A 17,665-nucleotide genomic window follows, 5' to 3' on the forward strand; every position below is an offset into this window, starting at 1 on the left:
AAATCTCAGAGACGTAAAGAACCTCAAATCTTGCATCATTGTCGTTAATCCCAAATACCCGCCTTGTAAGCCGGAGGCTTTCTCACAGAGAAATCAATTTCAAGGCTGATATACAAAGTACGTTGAAACGCACTAAAAGCATTACCTAGTCGTCTTTAGACGACTTTGTTTTTGAGCCTGGGAATTTATTCCTAGGCGGTTGTTGAGAATGGCGCAAGATTTGATGAATGCGGAAAGATAAGAAGTAGAGAGATTTAATTAGGAAGGAAAAGAAGCACTTAATACTCCTATCCCCTTTCCCCTATGATATTGTTTGCTAATTAAGCAACTTCAAATTCAGCTCGGAAAAATAAATCATCGAAGTCATTATCGCCGCCACCAAATAAATCTTCAAAACCGAAAGTATTGTTATCTACTAAGCGAATATGCTCTACTCCATCGGGGTTTGCTCCCAGGAATGAAAAGTAAGCAAGTGGATCGTCTCCTCCTTGATTGCTGGGGTTTTGAGACAGAAATTCTTCTGCTGTTCCATTGGCGATAATAAACGGAGCTAATAATTCTCCTCCGGCAAACTGTTGAGCTTCGGTGGTGTTACGATTTAATTCAAAAGCTCTTCTTGCGACAGCAGCTTCAGCATAACCTTCATCACCGGGGCTTAAAGCGTTACCAAACTCATCCAACACGGTTCCCTGAGTATCTTCAATAATGTAGAAACCAACTAGATTATTAAAAGCTGCTTCGCTGGTAACTTCTAATAAATTAGCCGTTACTTGTTGATTACCTATCGATCTAAAGTCAAGCAGCGCTTCTCCCTGCCCGTTATCTTGAAAAGCAGCACCTAGAGGAGTCTGTGGTAGATCGTTAGTTGTAACCGTAATCCGGGCAACTTCATAACCATCAGCAGTAAAATCAGCATTCGCAAATCTGGGTTCGCTTAAAATTCGTCCGTCTGCTTGAAAACCTTGATGAAGTTCAACTACACCATTTTCGTCAGTTCCAGTATTTGGGGTACTTTGACCAAAAAACGCAGTACTGTCTTCTGCTTCGTCATTGACTTCGGTTCCTGCATCTAAAACTTGATTTCCTCTGACAACAAAATCAGCGCCCAAGAAATTACCATTTTGATCAAAAATCTCGAATGCTTCAGGATTCCCATTGGCAATAAAAGCATCGTTAGACGGAAGAAGCATCGCAGCATAATTAAGAAAACGGCTGCTTGCTAAAGAACGGTCTACAGTAAAAGTAAGACTGGTAGTTTCACCGATATCAATTGGACCTGGTGTTGCTCCTCCAGGAGCGGTAATTGTGCCATCTACTAAACCAGCACCGCTACTAATAAACTCGCGAGAAATAAGACTGGTATTTCCATCTTCTGCTAAGCTTTCCAAACCAGCAGATGCGGGTCTACCACTGTCATAAGTATCAAAAGTCCCATCATGAAAACCAACCCATAACGGTGTTAACAATGTTCCATTATCGGGAGCTAGGTTTTCAACAGTTACAGTCACTTCCACTAAATCGGGTGCTGGAGGTGTATTGTTATTTTCATCACCAACAACTAGCTGACCGCGAATTGCACCACCAGGAAATTCTTCAGTATGAACGTTAAAGTATAAATCTAAATCTTCGCTTTCTTGAGTATCGCGAATTTCAGCGACTAATTCACTTAAATCATCATTAGCAGAATCCGTCTCTTCCCAAATCCCCGCTAAAGTGACCGAACCATTTTCGTTGAGAGTTACATTTAAATCTTCGTCTTGATTTCCTTGGATGTTTAGCTGATTACCAAGTTCTGGAGCAACGGTATCAAATAAACTAAAGACAACTCCTCCATTTTCTCCCCGTGATGCGTTGTGAATGTGAAGTCTAGTAACATCATCGCTGGTATCGTCAGGAGTTTGCGCTCCACCTGCGACTAAACCATTGGCTCCAAAATCTAACCCAGAGACGGTCAAACTATACTCTAGACTATCTCCAGTGTCATTAAGAGTGAGAACAGAAGTTCCTTGAGCATCTGAATCCCCAGCGGTAACTTCTTGAGAACCATCTAAATTGGAAGTAATTCTAACTGGATCTGCAATTGGAAGGGGCTTGTCTTCGGTAGAGATAGTAATACGAGCAACCTGATAATCTGGAGAGGTAAAATCGCCATTAGTAAAAGCTGTAAGAGCTAAGGGAGAACTCCCGTCTTCGCTCAAAATTCTTCCACCAGTCACAAAGCCAGGGTGTAGCTGTACGACTCCATTTTGGTCAATCCCAGTATCAGGGCTACTTTGACCAAAAAAAGCAGTACTATTTTCTGCTTCATCGTTAACTTCCGTACCAGCATCTAATACCTGCTTACCCGCAATAATAAAGTCTGCTCCAATAAAATTTCCCTCTTCATCAAAAATCTGAATCGCTTCAGGATTTCCGTTAGCGACAAATGCATCATTGGAAGGAAGAATCATTGAAGCATAGGAAAAAAACTGGCTATTTAAGTCATCGCTGTCCAGAGTAAAAGTAGCAGTCGCAACTTCACCAGGGTCAATTGGACCTGCTGCATCTCCTTCAGGACCTAGAATCCTACCATCAACCGTACCATCCCCACTTTGAAGAAACTCTTGAGAAATTAAAGTCGTACTACCATCTTCGGCAAGACTTTCCAAACCTGGAGATGCAGGTCTGCCCCGGTCATATGTATCGAAATTGCCGTTGTGGAAACCAACCCAAAAAGGAGTAAGGAAAGTTCCTTGCTGTGGTGCGAGATTTTCAATAGTGACTGTTATCTCTTTACGTGCCATTTTTTACTATCACCTTGAATATATTCAGTAATAGCAATGAAAATCTAGGCAGATGAAATATTACTGAGAATCAGATAAGAATTTGCTGAACGAACTGTAAATCAGAACTTACAAGATATTAATTTCTTTGATATCGCATTCCTGGAAGCTGCGAAACCAAACCCATTAATTCTAACTGTAATAAAGCGCTAGATACTTCTGCTGCTGGCATTTGGGTTTGTTGAATTATAAAATCAAAAGGCAAAGATTCCGAGGAAATTGCTTTCATTACCTGATGCAATTCGGGGGGTAAATCTGGTAAAGGCTTTTCTGGTTCAGATGTAAAATTGCTCACATTATTCACTTGAGGAATCGCACCCAACATTTTTAATAAGTCATCTAATTCCTTAAGAATGGGAGTAGCGCCTTGAGAAACTAATTTTAAGCATCCCTGAGAAGAAAAATCATCGAGTCTTCCCGGTAATGCGTAAACATCTCTACCAAATTCGTTTGCATAGTCGGCGGTAATTAACGCACCGGATTTTTGAGGTGCTTCCATCACCAATACAGCACGAGATAAACCTGCAATAATTCGATTGCGTCGAGGAAAGTGAGTTCTATGGGGTTGAGTTTTTGTGGGATATTCGCTGACAACAAAACCTTGATTTAAAATCTGTTCGTATAATTTGCGATTTTTTGCGGGATACACCATATCAACACCCGTGCCTAAAGCTGCAATGGTGCGTCCACCGGCCTTGATTGCAGCCGCATGTGAAGCGGTATCGATTCCTTCAGCTAAACCAGAAACTACTGTAAAACCATTTTGTACTAAAGCAGCGCTAATGCGACGAGTCCAACGGACACCGTATTCTGTAGGTTGTCGCGTTCCAACTATGGCAACGAGGGGTTTTTGCGCCAAATTTTCTGATAACTCCACCTTGCCATGATAGTAAAGTACGGGTGGTGGGCTGGGGATTTCTAATAATAAACGGGGATATTCTGCATCTGCTGGAGTCCAGAAATTAGGATTTTCTTGTTCGTGCTGTTCTAGTAATTTTTCTGGATTTATTTGAGAGCGTTGTTTAGTTACTTTTTGTAAAGTTTGTAAACCAAAACCTTCAACTTCTCCTAAATCAGAAGAATTTGCTTCCCAAGAGGTTTTCGGCGAACCAAAATGTTGGTTTAATCTTTGCAATAGTACCGGTCCAATTCCCGAAACTCGCGACCAAGCTAACCAGTACGCACGTTCTTGCGTCAATGTTTTATCCTCATCCCTACTGGTTTAGTATTCCCAAAAGTTGGATGAGGATTGGGCATGGGGCATGGGGCATGGGGAGTTAAGGTTTAAGGATTAAGTCGCAACTAGCAAGTAATAAGCACACTGACTTCTCTGTGTTTTGATAATGTTGGTTAATGAACTACGTGTATCCGCTATCGCTGAGATACACGTTTCTGACTCTTCACTTGAGCAACTTGCTTGAAGCTTCCGCACCAAGTAGAGGTCAACTCATCTGAGTCTGTAGAGGCACATTCCATACCCCTTGCATGATTAAGCATTACCATTGCTGCGGCTACATCTCTGTCGCATCGGTAACCGCATTTCTCACAATAGTGTTCTCTTTGTGCTAACGTTTTCTTTTTTTGATGACCGCAGTTAGGGCAAGTTTGAGAAGGTTTTACTTTTTTGGTTGGAACCTCAATGTAAAATCCTCCAGCCTCGGTAACTTTATATTTTATTAAATCTTTTAAATTACCGATTCCAACATCAAGAAGTGACCGATTGAGTCCTGATTTTTGACGTTTATTTTTACCTTTTGATTTACGAGTCATCCCTTTAAGGTTTAACTTCTCAGTCGCTACCAAGCTATTACAGCTAACTATTTGTGTAGAAACTTTATGCTGCCAGTCTTGCCTTTGACGAGCAACTTTAGATTGTATTTTGGCTACAGCTTTATTGGCTTTTTTCCAACGTCGTGAGGCTTTAACCTTCCTTCTGAAATTAGGTGGACGTTTACGACGACTAGTTTTAGCAATTTTATTGATTTTGACTTGAGCAGTTTTAACAAATCTAGGATTATCGATTACCCCACCGTTAGAATCAGCAATTGCATGGTGAGTACCAAAGTCCAAACCAATAGCACCTGTATCGGTAGTCGGTCTAGTTGGAATACAATCTACAGTAATTGAGGCGTACCATTTACCTTGTTTAAACATAATTGTGCAAGTTTTTGGTGTTCCCCAATCACGCGCTTGACCGCGCACTTTGATGTTACCTAGATTGGATATTTTTAAATAACCATTCTTGCCATTAGTACAAGCTTTCCAGCCCGATTTACAAGGATAAGTCCATCCTTTATATCTACGGCTAGCTTTGAATTTTGGATACCCAGACTTAAGTTTAAAAAACCATTTGAATGCAAAATCAACACGCTTGATAGTGTCTTGTAATGCATGGCTACCAAGTTCTTTGTACTCTCCCCACTCTTCTTTAAAATCAGGCAAGCAATTTTGTTGGTCATAATAACTAATTGGTTTGCCAAACTTCTTATAAGAAATTTTACGATGTTCGATACAAGCGTTATACAAGTCTTTATGCAATCTACGCCAGTAGTGCATCTTATCGTTTTGCGTCTTTGACGGATAAAGTCTAAAAGTAATTCTTTTGGTAGCCATAACAACTCGACCTATCTGTTATATTAACGATTATACCCTGTCAACATGAAAGCTAGAAAAAGTTCTCATAGCGTTTTTAGTGTGCGATTGCACTTTGTATTTGTGACTCATTATCGACGTAAAGTGTTAGATACTAAAATGCTTGACCGCCTCAAAGAAATGGTCAAGCAAGTGTCAGAAAAGATGAGTTGTGAATTAATTGAGTTTAACGGCGAAGCAGACCATATCCATATACTGCTAAACTTCCATCCTAAAAACTCAATTGCTGCTGTGGTAGGAAGTTTAAAAAGCTCTACTGCCCGTATGCTAAAAAAAGAATTTCCTGAAGAAGTGAAAAAATATTACTGGGGTAAGGTTTCTTTTTGGTCGAACTCCTATTACGTGGCATCTTGCGGTGGTGCGCCAATTGATGTTTTAAAGAAATATATCCAAAACCAAGCAACACCCTGACGCGCTATCCTTCCCTAATCCGCTTCGCTGAGATTAGGGACTGTCGCGCTGTGCGTTCAACCGTTGATTTTCTACTCACTACTCATAACTTGCTACTTTAAGAATCTCCCCTTCTTCGCAATGCCCTATGCCCTATGCCCTATGCCCTATTTTCTTTTGATTTTTTAGATATTCAAATACAGATTTGTCTCCAATATCAGGAGGAATTGCCTGTATAGCTTTACGGATTGCGAAGATTATAAAAAATACTGCCCAAACTGCTAATAAACCTTTTTCTACTTCTACAGGAAGAATTTTGGTCATATGTCCTAAAAGCAGCAGTGGAACTATCGGGGTTAGCAGTTTAGTTTCTAAACGGTTGAAACAAAAAGCTTCTTTAAAATAAATACCCGTCAAGGCTGCGAAGGTAAAACCAATTCCGAATATAGTAAGGGGATAATTGTAAATTGTTTCTGCTAAAGTTTGCTTGTTAGAGAAAGCAAAAACAATCGCGGAAATACTGCCAATTGCCCAAAAAACTTGTAATGCTCGATGCAACTCTACCATATAGATATGAATGGTTAACAAGCTCACTCCCAGAGCAAGACTAAAACCAGCATACAAAAATGTTATGAGTTGTAAATTGGGATTATTGCTGAATAATACCAAACCCGTACCGATAGCAAAGCAGAGTGCGGCGATCGCCAAACCTGCACGGTAGATAACTACGCCCGATCGGTCATCTTTAGTAATTGTAAATTCGCCAAATTGACCTTGATAGATTTCTGGTATCGATGCTGTTTGTGTTGTCATAATATGGGAATGGGTAATTGGTAATTGGTAATTGGTAATTGGTAATCGGTAATTAAGAATACTGTTGAGCGATTATTTGTAATTTTATTAATTATCTTAATTAAACAAAATTAAATTAATTTTATTTTGATATACAGATGCTGCGATTGCTGCGGAATTTAAATTTAAATTTACATTTGTAAACCTATCCCCCATGCCCTATTGCCTATTCCCTATTCCCTACTTCCCTACTCCCCATCAATAAGTAAGTAGTCATTAAACCTTTTCCTTTGACTAAAATTTCTCCCCGTTTTTCTAAAATAAATTTGTGTTGCAATCTCTTACAAGTATCTTCAGTTACTTGAATTTTTCCAGGTAAACCATGAGATTCCATCCGGCTGGCAATATTCACAGTATTTCCCCATAAATCGTATGAAAATTTTTGCAGTCCAATAACTCCAGCGACTACGGAACCAGTATGAATCCCAATGCGAATACTTAAGTTTAAATTATTTCTTTTGTTAAAGGTTTCAATAGCATTTTGCATCTCTAATGCCATTGCAGCAATCGCTTGGGGATGATTTGAATTTCGCGTAGGCAAACCACCGACAACCATATAGGCATCACCTATGGTTTTTATCTTTTCTAAGTCATATTTCAGCGAAAGACGGTCAAATAACGAAAAAATTTGATTTAATAAGTTTACCAAAGTTTTAGCAGTCACCGAAGCTGCAATTTGAGTAAAACCGACAATATCTGCAAACATCACCGTTACATCTTCAAAATGCTCGGCGATAGTACCAGGCTCCTGTTTCAAACGATTGGCGATGCTGACTGGTAGAATATTAAGCAACAATTTTTCTGTTTGCTCTTGCTGGTGGCGTAATGCCTTTTCTGCGGAGATTCTAGCGGTAACGTCTCGAAAAATAGCCCGTGTCGCGGCGGGTTTTCCTTCGACAAATTTACAGTTAAGGTTTCCTTCTAAAAAGATAGTTTGACCGTTTTTAGTCATAAATGCGGCTTGAAGTTGCTCAAACTTACCGCTTGACATGACTCGATAAAAAACATCTCGGCAGCGTATTCTAAAATCCGGATGTACAATGTCAAATACGGTTATACCATCGAGATCGGACTTGCTATATCCCAAAGTTTCTTCCCAAGCACGATTGGTATACAAAAATCTTCCGTAAGGATTAACCGATTGAATTAAATCGTTGGCATTTTCAAATAGATCGCGGTATCTTTCTTCACTTTCTAAAAGTGCTGATTCGGCTTGTTTTCTTTGCAAAAATTGCGCGATTTGACTGCCAATAGAAACCATCATTTGCAGCAAATCCTCATCTCTAAATAATACTTCTCGGCTAAAGAAAATCATCACTCCCAAAATTCTATTCTCGTTAATAATGGGAAACCCGAAAGCCGCATGTAATTCTGTTTCTTCTACTCGATTGAATCGCGGGCAAATATCATCATTAGCTATGTCTTCACACCATACCGGAGCAAGACTTTCCCAAACTTTACCTGCTAATCCAACTCCAGGGCTTAAAGTTGTTAACCAAGTAATCGCTTCAAATGCTCGCACTTCCACCCTACGAGAAGACCACATTTCTACACATCTTAAGACTGGATTACTTACATTTTTCTGTTTGACACTAAGGTATTGATTGGGAGTCCATAATTCTCCTACATCCCATCCCAAACTTTCACAAATTGCTTGTAAAATTTGCGGTATAGCTTGTTTGACTGTAACTGATTCGGATAATATATTTGTAATTGTATATTGGGCGCTTTTACGCTGCTGACGGCGCTTTTTTGCAGTAATATCTCTACCAATATAAACAATATCTTCTACTCCATTAATTTTCTTGCTAATCACCGAACAAGAGAAAGCAATCAATTTTCTTTCTTTTGATTTAGTTCGACAAACAACTTCTACATTCTGAAAATATTGTTTATATAAAGAACGTTGTTGAATCGCTTTTTGTAACAACTTGTTATCATCGATAATTAGAGAAATTTGTTTATCAATTATTTCTTCTTCTGTATAACCTAATAATTCTACTGTTGCTTTATTGACTCTTTTAATTTGTCCGGATTTAGTTGTCACAATCAAGGCATCTGCCATTGAAGCGATTACCTTATCCATATAATTCTTATAAGCAACTAAAGTACTTGAAAGTAAATTAGTTTCATTCACTCTTTGATTCAATTTCTGCTCTAGAAGCATCCGATTCGTGACATCTTCAAACAAAATTATTAACCGATTTTCAGTCGGTTCGCTGACAATATATATATCTATATAAAAATCACCTTTTTCTTCATTGAAGCGGTGGACACCTTCTAACTCAAATAGTTCCTGTTTTTCCTCTAATATAGATGTCATCACATTTTCAAGTCCCACAAATTCTGGGAAACCTAAACGGACATCTCTTTCCAAAATGACTTCTTGAGGATAATAAGCAAAATACCGTACATGCTTAGATACACGTAAAATAGAAAAACTACTATTTAACTCCAAGCTTTCAAATTTGCGTGGTGTATTATGTTTATTAAAAATTTTCTCTAACACATGATATTTCATTGTGGCGCTTTAAAGTAAGTAAAAAGGAGAAAGAAGAAAAAAATTAAAGGAGAAACAGTAATTTAAATTTAATTTTTTGTTAATCCTGTCTTCCTACTCTTAACCTTGTCAGTTAAATGTAGGCACCACTGATAATTTTATATGTACGCGATCTACTCAAACATTTATCTTAGAAACTAAAATTGAAATTTGGCTGCGATATTTCATATTCCCGATCGCAATAATTAGCTTTTTGCTTGTTCGCGCTGGATTTACAAGTAGTAGATATACCAAGTATTCTTTTAAATATTACCGTAAACAGGAATTGCTGCTCCTCGAATATCTTGTGCGGTTTCGTCAGCTAGAAAACAGATGGCTTCAGCTAGAGATTTTGGTTTTACCCATTTATCGCTATCTTCAGTGCCCATCGCTTTCCGATTAGCTTCGGTATCAATTACGCTAGGGAGGACGCTGTTTGCGGTAATATTAGTACCTTTAGTTTCATCGGCAATAGCTTTAGTTAAAGCTACAACCCCAGCTTTTGAGGCACAGTAAGCAGCTAAGCCACCTACAGGTTCTACAGCACCACGAGAACCTATTGTAACAATACGACCGTAGTTATTTTGTAGCATCTTGATCAAACAATACTTACAAGTTAGAAAAGTAGTATTTAAATTTAAATCAAAATCATTTTTCCAATCTTCAAAACTATACTCATCTGTTTTTCCCATGGAAAAACCACCTACTAGATGAATTAAAACGTCTACCTTCACCATCGAATCAACAATGTTTTTTACAGAAGATTCGGACTTTAAATCCGCAGAAACAAATTTCACTCTATTTAAATCGGATGGCGGAATAATTTGCTTTAAATTTTCTACATCTTCAGGTTTGCGGTAAGGGATTGTAACGAAAGCACCTTGAGCCAAAACTATCGGTGTCACACCTACACCCAGCCCACCGGTAGCTCCAGTGAGCAAGACTTGTTTATCTTTCATGAATTATTTTCCCCAAAAGCCTAATTTTAAGATACCGCTTTTTTGCTCCATACATGAGCTTGTACCTATTTTTGATCGCGGTTACTAACTAGCACACTTTTGGTGTATAGCTGATGAGAAGAAAGAATATTGAGTCGCCTTTGTTAAGTGTAGGTTAAATTAATAATTTCGTTGTCGGATACTGGCAAAAAATATAACCTGCGTTTATGTTTAATGTAAATCGAGTACTTAGTTAAATTACAAACAAGTGGATATCAATAAGTATAAATTCTCAAATCCAATTTTGAGTTTTATTGCTGGGATTATACTTTTATTATTGTGTTTTCCGCTACGTGCTGAAGCCGACAATCCTAACGGTATCGAGAATAAACCAGAACCGGGCTGGAGTTTATGGTTAGAACAAGATAAAGCTAAATATGCAGATTTTGATTCTGGCTTCTCGAATATAGAATTGGGAGGATATTTAGAATTTGAAAACGCTTGCAAAACATCTTCTGGGCTGCCAGAATCTCAAATCGAATATTGGTTTAGACTAAGCAATCGGGTAAATCGTATTGGTACCGGCAAGGTTGAATACGCTTGCTGGAATGGAAAGCGTTTTTTGCATACTCATACTAATACTGCTATTAAAAGTAGTGCGGGATTTGTTGATTGTCTGCGCGTTAAATCTCCTGCTGGTGGTGTACTAATTATGTCTGAGCCAACAAAACAGTCAACACTTTTAAGAGTAATTGCTAATGGTAAAACTGTGAAACCTAGCTATCATCCGGCAACAATTAGCTATCAACAAAATCGCAGTTGGGTTAGTTTAAGTTCTCCTGTAGAAGGGTGGGTTTCTGATGGAGCGTTTTTTAGTGAAGGTAATTTAAGTTTTTGCAATTAATTTTTGAAATTAATCGGAATCCGGTTTGATTCATGAAAATAATAATTAACAAAGGCGAACGAGAAAATTTAATTAGATGTAACCCCCAAGAGTAATAAATATTGACATCTAAAACCACAGATTTTTTATGAGAAAATAAATAATTAACATCGCCCATCTTGTGACAGGGGCGCTCGGATAAAAGATGATAAGCCCGAGTCTACAAATAGGGGGAGCGCAATTTATCAATCGAATCTACTCACAAAGCAAGATAAACTGGGATGGGAATTAATGATTTAATTCTTATTGTCAATATTTATCTTAATAAATAGCTTCGTGATTTATAAAATTCGATTTTTACAAAAATATGATTCTGAGCAATGGCAGCAGCAGTTAGTTTCCTATATCCCTCAAATAACAACAATAGCCTCTCAACTAGCTTTAGGAATTTTTGTCGGTTTTATATTTAAATTGTTGCAAATTCCTGTAGGTTGGCTTTTAGGTTCGATGATTGGGGGAATTATCTATTCGACTATTCAAGGTAATCCCCAGCCATTGCCAAAATTTTTCATTACTTTAGGTAAAGCTTTTATTGCCCTTGCTACTGCCGCACGTTTTTCTTGGGACACTATAAATGTTGCTGCTACTTACGCAGTACCTCTGCTGTTATGCGTATTTATTTCTGGGATTTTAAGCTTATTTCACGGATATCTATTATCTCGCTGGTCTGGTATAGATCGGGTTACGGGCTTAGTGGCGTTTATTCCTGGTGCTGCTTCTAGTATTGTCCCCATCGCTGAAGAAATGGGAGCAGATGCTGTGGCTGTCGCGGTGTTTCAATATTTACGTTTATTATTAGTAGTACTGCTGATACCGAGTGCTGCCGGTTTTTTCTTTCCAGTCGATTTGAATGATTCTATATCAACCGCGATCGCAACAACAGCGACAGCAACAAATAATTCTGCGATTCCCTTGTGGTTGAATTTAATCGTATTGGCTGGATGCTGTTTTGTGGGAGTTTGGGGTGGAAATCGTCTGGGTTTACCTGCCTCTGGGTTTTTAGGTACTTTTTTAATTGGTTTAGCAGTATTTTGGAGTTGCCCCTACGATTTAGTTGTTCCTCGATGGTTATTTGCTACGGGATTGTTATGTGTAGGGCTTTCGATTGGAGTTAAATTCGATATTAAAACCGCAACTAAGCTTTTAAAAGCGGTATTAATCGAAATCGTTTTAGTAATTTCGTTGATTCTTTTGTGTCTTGGTGTAGGTTACGAGTTTCATGCATTTACCCATGTTGACATCATTACTTCTTTATTAGGATTTACTCCAGGGGGATTAGAAGCGATGGTTGCGACTGTAATGCAGTTGGGTGGTGACACGGGTTTAGTATTAGCAATGCAGTTAACGCGAATGTTGATTATTATCGCTTTTGGTCCTTGGTTGGTAAATTTTGCGATGAAAACTGCTAAAAGCGAGCAGTGAGCAGTTGAAATTAACAAGTTGAAATTAGAAAGCAACATTATTATTATCTCTGTGTTGTTTAACTTTCATTCCTACTAATTACTCGCTACCTTTAAAATGTCTTTGCCCTCTGCTTATGCCAAGCATAGGTATAATTTCCCTCTACTTTTTCAAAATTTATAAAGCTAGTACCGCTTCGCGGAAGTAAGAAGTAAGAAGTAAGAAGTAAGAAGTAAGAAGTTTGATTTTCTAAGCTTTTCAGCCATTTTTAATGGTTGGTTTATTTACGCCGTGTTGTACTAGACTGGTGAAAATATATTCTGATTAATGTAAATCACCTTTATCAAAATGCTATCTACTATATTTATTCCTCACGGACATTGTTATTTATGGAAAACTGGGTTAGTTTCTCTGCATCTAATTTCAGATTCTTTGATTACAGTTGCTTATTTTTTAATTCCTATGATGCTTGTTTATATAGTTAATAAACGAGATGATGTCCCTTTTGATTGGATATTTCTTTGTTTTGGTGCTTTCATTATTTTGTGTGGATTTACACATTTAGCGGAAGTTTGGACTTTATGGCATCCGAATTATTGGGTTTCTGGTTGGTTGAAGGCTTCGACTGCGGCAATTTCTTTAGGTACAGCGATTTTACTTTTTTGGTTAACCCCAAAGTTAGTTGCAATTCCTAATGTTCCAAAGTTGGAAGCATTAAATATAGCTTTAGAAACAGAAATTATTGAAAGAAAACAGATAGAAACAAAGTTAAGTTTGCAAACTCAGCATTTAGAAGAAACTTTATTAGAACTTCAGCGAACTCAAGCTCAGATGATTCATACGGAGAAAATGTCTGGGTTGGGACAAATGGTAGCGGGAGTTGCTCACGAAATCAATAATCCAGTTAGCTTTGTTTATAGTAATCTTGTTCCTGCAAGAGAATATGCTCGCGATTTTATCGAATTATTAGAACTTTACCAGCAAGAATATTCTCAACCTCTTCCCAAAATTGAAGAGAAAATAGAAGAAATAGAATTAGATTTTATTAAAGAAGATTTTATAAAATTACTCGATTCAATGCAGGTAGGAACCGAGCGTATTTATAAAATCGTTTTATCGCTGCGTAATTTTTCTCGTCTGGATGAAGCTGAATTTAAACGAGTTGATATTCATGAAGGTATTGATAGTACTTTGATGATTTTAGGGAATCAATTAAAAGCAAATGTAGAACATTCTGAAATCCAAGTTATTAAAGAATATGCTCATATTCCTAATGTGGAATGCTATCCCAGTCAGCTAAATCAGGTATTTATGAATATTATTGCTAATGCTATCGATGCTTTTGAAGAAAAGCCAGATAATCAAAAACAGAAGCAAAATAAAATTATGATTTCTACTCATCAAGTTGATAATAATTATATAAAAATCATTATTGCTGATAATGCTTGCGGCATTCCTCCTGAAATACATGGAAAAGTATTTGACCCATTTTTCACAACTAAACAAGTAGGAAAAGGTACGGGTTTGGGTTTGTCCATTAGCTATGAAATTGTTACAGATAAACATGGTGGAAAATTATCTTTTGATTCTACTCCTTCGGAAGGAACGAAATTTGTGATTGAAATTCCTATTAAGCATTAGGAAATAGTGGAAAGTGCGGTTTTGGGGGTTTCCACGCCAGTTACAACAACGCAAGAAACCCGCGCAACAGACTGGCTGCCCAAGAGTCCAAGAGTAACTTTTCAAGCTAGAGAAAAAAATTAATTTATAAATAAGCTTGGTATTTAGGCAATATTAAATTGCTGGGTTTTACTTAAGTAAATTTACTTTTTAGAAGAATTAATTAATAGCGAAATCACAATTACGAAATTGGTAATAGTTTATAAATTCGATGCTGATCTGGGAACAATAAACTTAACTTTGATAAATCAATATAGTTTTAATAATTTCCATGACAGAAAGCATCCACCATTCAACATATATATCTGCTGGAGAATGCCAACAGCAGTTGGAGCGCAATAGGCAGTATCAAAAGTTGCTTAACCGCATTCTCAGTAGAATACGTGTATCGGTAAATTTAGAATCTCTTTGTTCCGATACTAGTCAAGATATTTGCTGGCTTTTAGGTATTGAAAGAGTTGCAATTTATAAATTTAACGAAGACTGGAGTGGAAGCTTTGTTGATAATTTCGGGTTTGCACGCACTCCTTGGAATGATATTCGCACTTTTGGAAAAAACTTGGTTTGGGAAGATACCCATTTACAAGAAACTAAGGGTGGAAGGTATATAAAAAATGAACCTTATGCTGTAGAAGACATTTACGCTGGGGGGCATTCTCGCTGTCATATAGAAGCACTCGAACAATTTCAGATTCGCGCTTATGCTATTACACCTATTTTTGTCGGTACTAAAATATGGGGTTTGTTAGCTGCCTACCAACATTCTCAACCCCGTCATTGGTTAGCTGATGAAGTCGAATTTTTACATCAAGCTGGTAGCCATTTAGGAATAGCCATGCAGCAGGCTGAAACTTTCGCACGGGGAGAGCAACAAACTAGAGAATTACAAAATTCTGTTGTACGTCAGCGCGCTTTGATGGAAGTAGTAGGTAATATTCGCTCATCTTTGGATACTCAATTTATCTTTGATACCACCTGTAAAGAACTTTGCAAGCTGCTAAATTTGGAAAGAGCGGCGATTTTTCAATTTAATCAAGACTGGAGTGGTGAATTTATTAGCCATTTTGGTACGGTGGAATCTGAATGGGGAACTACCAATCCTTTTGGTAAGAATTTAGTTTGGCAAGATACTCATTTACAAGAAACTAAAGGTGGACGTTACCGTAATAATGAAAGCTTTGCGGTTAATGATATTTACGAAGCGGGACATGCTCGCTGTCATCTAGATATTTTAGAACAATTTAAAATTCGGGCTTATGCTCTAGTACCAATTTTTATTGGTCCGAAATTATGGGGTTTGTTGGCAGCTTATCAGCATTCCTCGCCACGCCAATGGCTTGATTATGAAGTAGAATTTTTGTCTCAGGTAGGCGGGCAGCTTGGGGTTGCAATTCAACAAGCGGAATTTTTGCAGCAGTCAAAACAACAGGCGATCGCCCTAGAAAAATCCATTGCACGACAGCGGACTTTAACGGATGTCGTCACAAAAATTCGCTCTTTTTCTAATACCGATTTAATTTTAGAAACCACCTGTCAGGAAGTTTGTAAACTGCTGCAAGTGGAAAGAGTTGGTGTTTATCGGTTTAATGCTGATTGGAGTGGCGAATTTGTCAGCAATTTTGGTATTCGGGAAGTTAGTTGGGCTAATGTCAATCCTTTTGGAAAAGATTTGTATTGGCAAGATACTCATTTACAAGAAACTAAAGGCGGCAGGTATCGTCACAACGAAAGTTTTGCGGTTAACGATATTTATCAAGCTGGGCATGTACGCTGTCATTTAGATATTTTAGAACAGTTCAAAATCCGTGCTTATGCTTTAACTCCGATTTTTGTCGGACAAAAGTTATGGGGTTTATTAGCAGCTTATCAACATACGGCACCGCGTCAGTGGCAAAACTTGGAAGTAGAGTTTTTAGCTCAAGTTGCCAATCAATTAGGGGTAGCAATTCAAAGTGCGGATTTACTTTCACAGACTCAATCTCGGGCTGACGAACAACGTCAATATGCACAACAGCAGCAAATTTTATTTGATGTAGTTGCCAAGATTCGGGAATCTCTCGATTTAGAAACTATTTTTAAAACAACCGCTCAAGAAATTAGACGCAGTATTAGAGCCGATAGAGTTGCTGTTTTTCGTTTTAACGAAAGCGATAAATATCAAAAAGGTAAATTTATTGCAGAAGATGTATTAAGTGAATTTAAACCGGCTAACGGTACTTTATTTGAAGACTACTGTTTTGGTGAAAATTACGTTCCTGAGTATACTCAAGGAAAAGTTCTTACTATTCCTAATATTTACAAAGCTGGTTACGATAATTGCTATATAGAAAGCTTAGAAAACTTACAAATCAAAGCATATATTCTCATTCCGTTGATGCAAGGTACAAAATTATGGGGGCTTTTATGCGTTCATCAATGCAGTCGTTATCGCAATTGGAAAGACGAGGAAATTAAATTTGCGACACAGGTTGCAGCCCAGTTAAGCGTGGCTTTGAGGCAAGCAAATTTATTAGGAAAAACCCGCGAACAAGCCGAACAGCTAACTCAAACTTTGAAAGACTTACAAAAGGCTCAGATTCAAATGATTCAATCTGAGAAAATGGCTTCTTTAGGGCAGTTAGTCGCTGGTATTGCTCACGAAATTAATAACCCAGTTGGTTTTATTCACGGCAATTTACAACACGCCGACCAATATACTAAAGAATTAATTAAATGCTTGAAGCTTTATCAGGAAAATTATCCCCAACCAGCATCCGAAATTCAAGAATATTTAAAAGAAGCAGAGATTGAATTCTTATTTGAAGATATTCCCAACTTATTTCAATCAATGCAGGTAGGAACTGATAGAATCCGCGAAATTGTTTTGTCTTTACGCAATTTTTCACGTCTGGATGAAGCTGAGGTCAAAGAAGTTGATGTTCATGACGGTATTGATAGTACTTTAATGATTCTCCAAAATCGACTCAAGCCAGAATTGAATACGGTACAGATAAAAATCGTTAAAGATTACGAAGTACTACCAAAAGTAAATTGTTATCCAGGACCATTAAATCAAGTATTTATGAATTTACTTACAAATGCTATAGATGCTTTAGAAGAATATAACAAGCAGCGTACACCCCAAGATGTAAAAACTAATCCCAGCATTATCAATATATCAACATCAGCTATCGATAAAGATTGGATAACTGTTGCAATTGCAGATAATGGTCCCGGTATACCGACAGAAATTCAAGACCAAATATTTAACCCATTTTTTACTACTAAACCAGTAGGAAAAGGTACGGGTTTGGGACTTTCAATTAGCTATCAAATTATCACCGAAAAGCATGGAGGTAAGCTATATTTTCATTCAACACCTGGTAGAGGAGCCGAGTTTGTAGTGGAAATTCCGGTTAAGAAAAAATAAATAAGCCACAGGGCATTGTTGAGCACTAGGTTGGGCTAG

At 37.7% G+C, this 17,665-nt stretch carries 11 protein-coding genes; 5 read left to right on the forward strand and 6 right to left on the reverse strand.

Annotated elements, in window-relative coordinates:
- Positions 1-320: 320 nt before the first annotated feature.
- The 3 genes from RIV7116_RS34265 to RIV7116_RS27580 form a co-directional block, all read right to left on the reverse strand.
- On the reverse strand, positions 321-2,783 hold the full coding sequence (locus RIV7116_RS34265; RefSeq protein ID WP_015121615.1) for a spondin domain-containing protein: 2,463 nt from the start codon (positions 2,781-2,783) through the stop codon (positions 321-323).
- A gap of 118 nt (positions 2,784-2,901) precedes the next feature.
- A complete protein-coding gene (gene dprA, locus RIV7116_RS27575) occupies positions 2,902-4,020 on the reverse strand; it encodes a DNA-processing protein DprA (RefSeq protein WP_015121616.1) in 1,119 nt (372 codons plus the stop codon).
- A 173-nt stretch (positions 4,021-4,193) separates the two neighbouring features.
- The gene (locus RIV7116_RS27580) at positions 4,194-5,435 is read right to left on the reverse strand and encodes an RNA-guided endonuclease TnpB family protein (RefSeq protein WP_015121617.1); all 1,242 of its coding nucleotides are present in this window, start codon (positions 5,433-5,435) and stop codon (positions 4,194-4,196) included.
- Positions 5,436-5,480: 45 nt separating this feature from the next.
- On the opposite strand from RIV7116_RS27580, the gene tnpA reads away from it, so the two are divergent.
- Entirely contained in the window at positions 5,481-5,885 is a 405-nt protein-coding gene (tnpA, locus tag RIV7116_RS27585; RefSeq protein WP_015121618.1) for an IS200/IS605 family transposase, read from the forward strand.
- Positions 5,886-6,017: 132 nt separating this feature from the next.
- Here the strand turns inward: tnpA and RIV7116_RS27590 are convergent, their stop codons facing one another.
- From RIV7116_RS27590 to fabG, 3 genes are all read right to left on the reverse strand, one after another.
- The gene (locus RIV7116_RS27590; protein WP_015121619.1) at positions 6,018-6,677 is read right to left on the reverse strand and encodes a DUF2301 domain-containing membrane protein; all 660 of its coding nucleotides are present in this window, start codon (positions 6,675-6,677) and stop codon (positions 6,018-6,020) included.
- A gap of 205 nt (positions 6,678-6,882) precedes the next feature.
- Complete coding sequence (locus tag RIV7116_RS27595) at positions 6,883-9,225, reverse strand: adenylate/guanylate cyclase domain-containing protein (protein WP_371261592.1); 2,343 nt, start codon at positions 9,223-9,225, stop codon at positions 6,883-6,885.
- 293 nt (positions 9,226-9,518) lie between these two features.
- Positions 9,519-10,214, reverse strand: coding sequence for a 3-oxoacyl-ACP reductase FabG (gene fabG / locus RIV7116_RS27600; RefSeq protein WP_015121621.1), 696 nt, complete (start codon positions 10,212-10,214; stop codon positions 9,519-9,521).
- 247 nt (positions 10,215-10,461) lie between these two features.
- Between fabG and RIV7116_RS27605 the strand changes: the two genes are divergently transcribed.
- The 4 genes from RIV7116_RS27605 (at position 10,462) to RIV7116_RS27620 (ending at position 17,626) form a co-directional block, all read left to right on the forward strand.
- Entirely contained in the window at positions 10,462-11,097 is a 636-nt protein-coding gene (locus RIV7116_RS27605; protein ID WP_015121622.1) for a hypothetical protein, read from the forward strand.
- 315 nt (positions 11,098-11,412) lie between these two features.
- Positions 11,413-12,558: an AbrB family transcriptional regulator gene (locus RIV7116_RS27610; RefSeq protein ID WP_015121623.1), complete on the forward strand. Its 1,146-nt coding sequence runs from the start codon at positions 11,413-11,415 to the stop codon at positions 12,556-12,558.
- A 327-nt stretch (positions 12,559-12,885) separates the two neighbouring features.
- Complete coding sequence (locus tag RIV7116_RS27615) at positions 12,886-14,178, forward strand: sensor histidine kinase (protein WP_015121624.1); 1,293 nt, start codon at positions 12,886-12,888, stop codon at positions 14,176-14,178.
- A gap of 310 nt (positions 14,179-14,488) precedes the next feature.
- Positions 14,489-17,626 (forward strand): GAF domain-containing protein, encoded by a 3,138-nt coding sequence (locus tag RIV7116_RS27620; RefSeq protein ID WP_015121625.1) that lies wholly within the window; start codon positions 14,489-14,491, stop codon positions 17,624-17,626.
- Positions 17,627-17,665: the final 39 nt, after the last annotated feature.

The organism is Rivularia sp. PCC 7116 (assembly GCF_000316665.1).
Lineage (GTDB): Bacteria > Cyanobacteriota > Cyanobacteriia > Cyanobacteriales > Nostocaceae > Rivularia.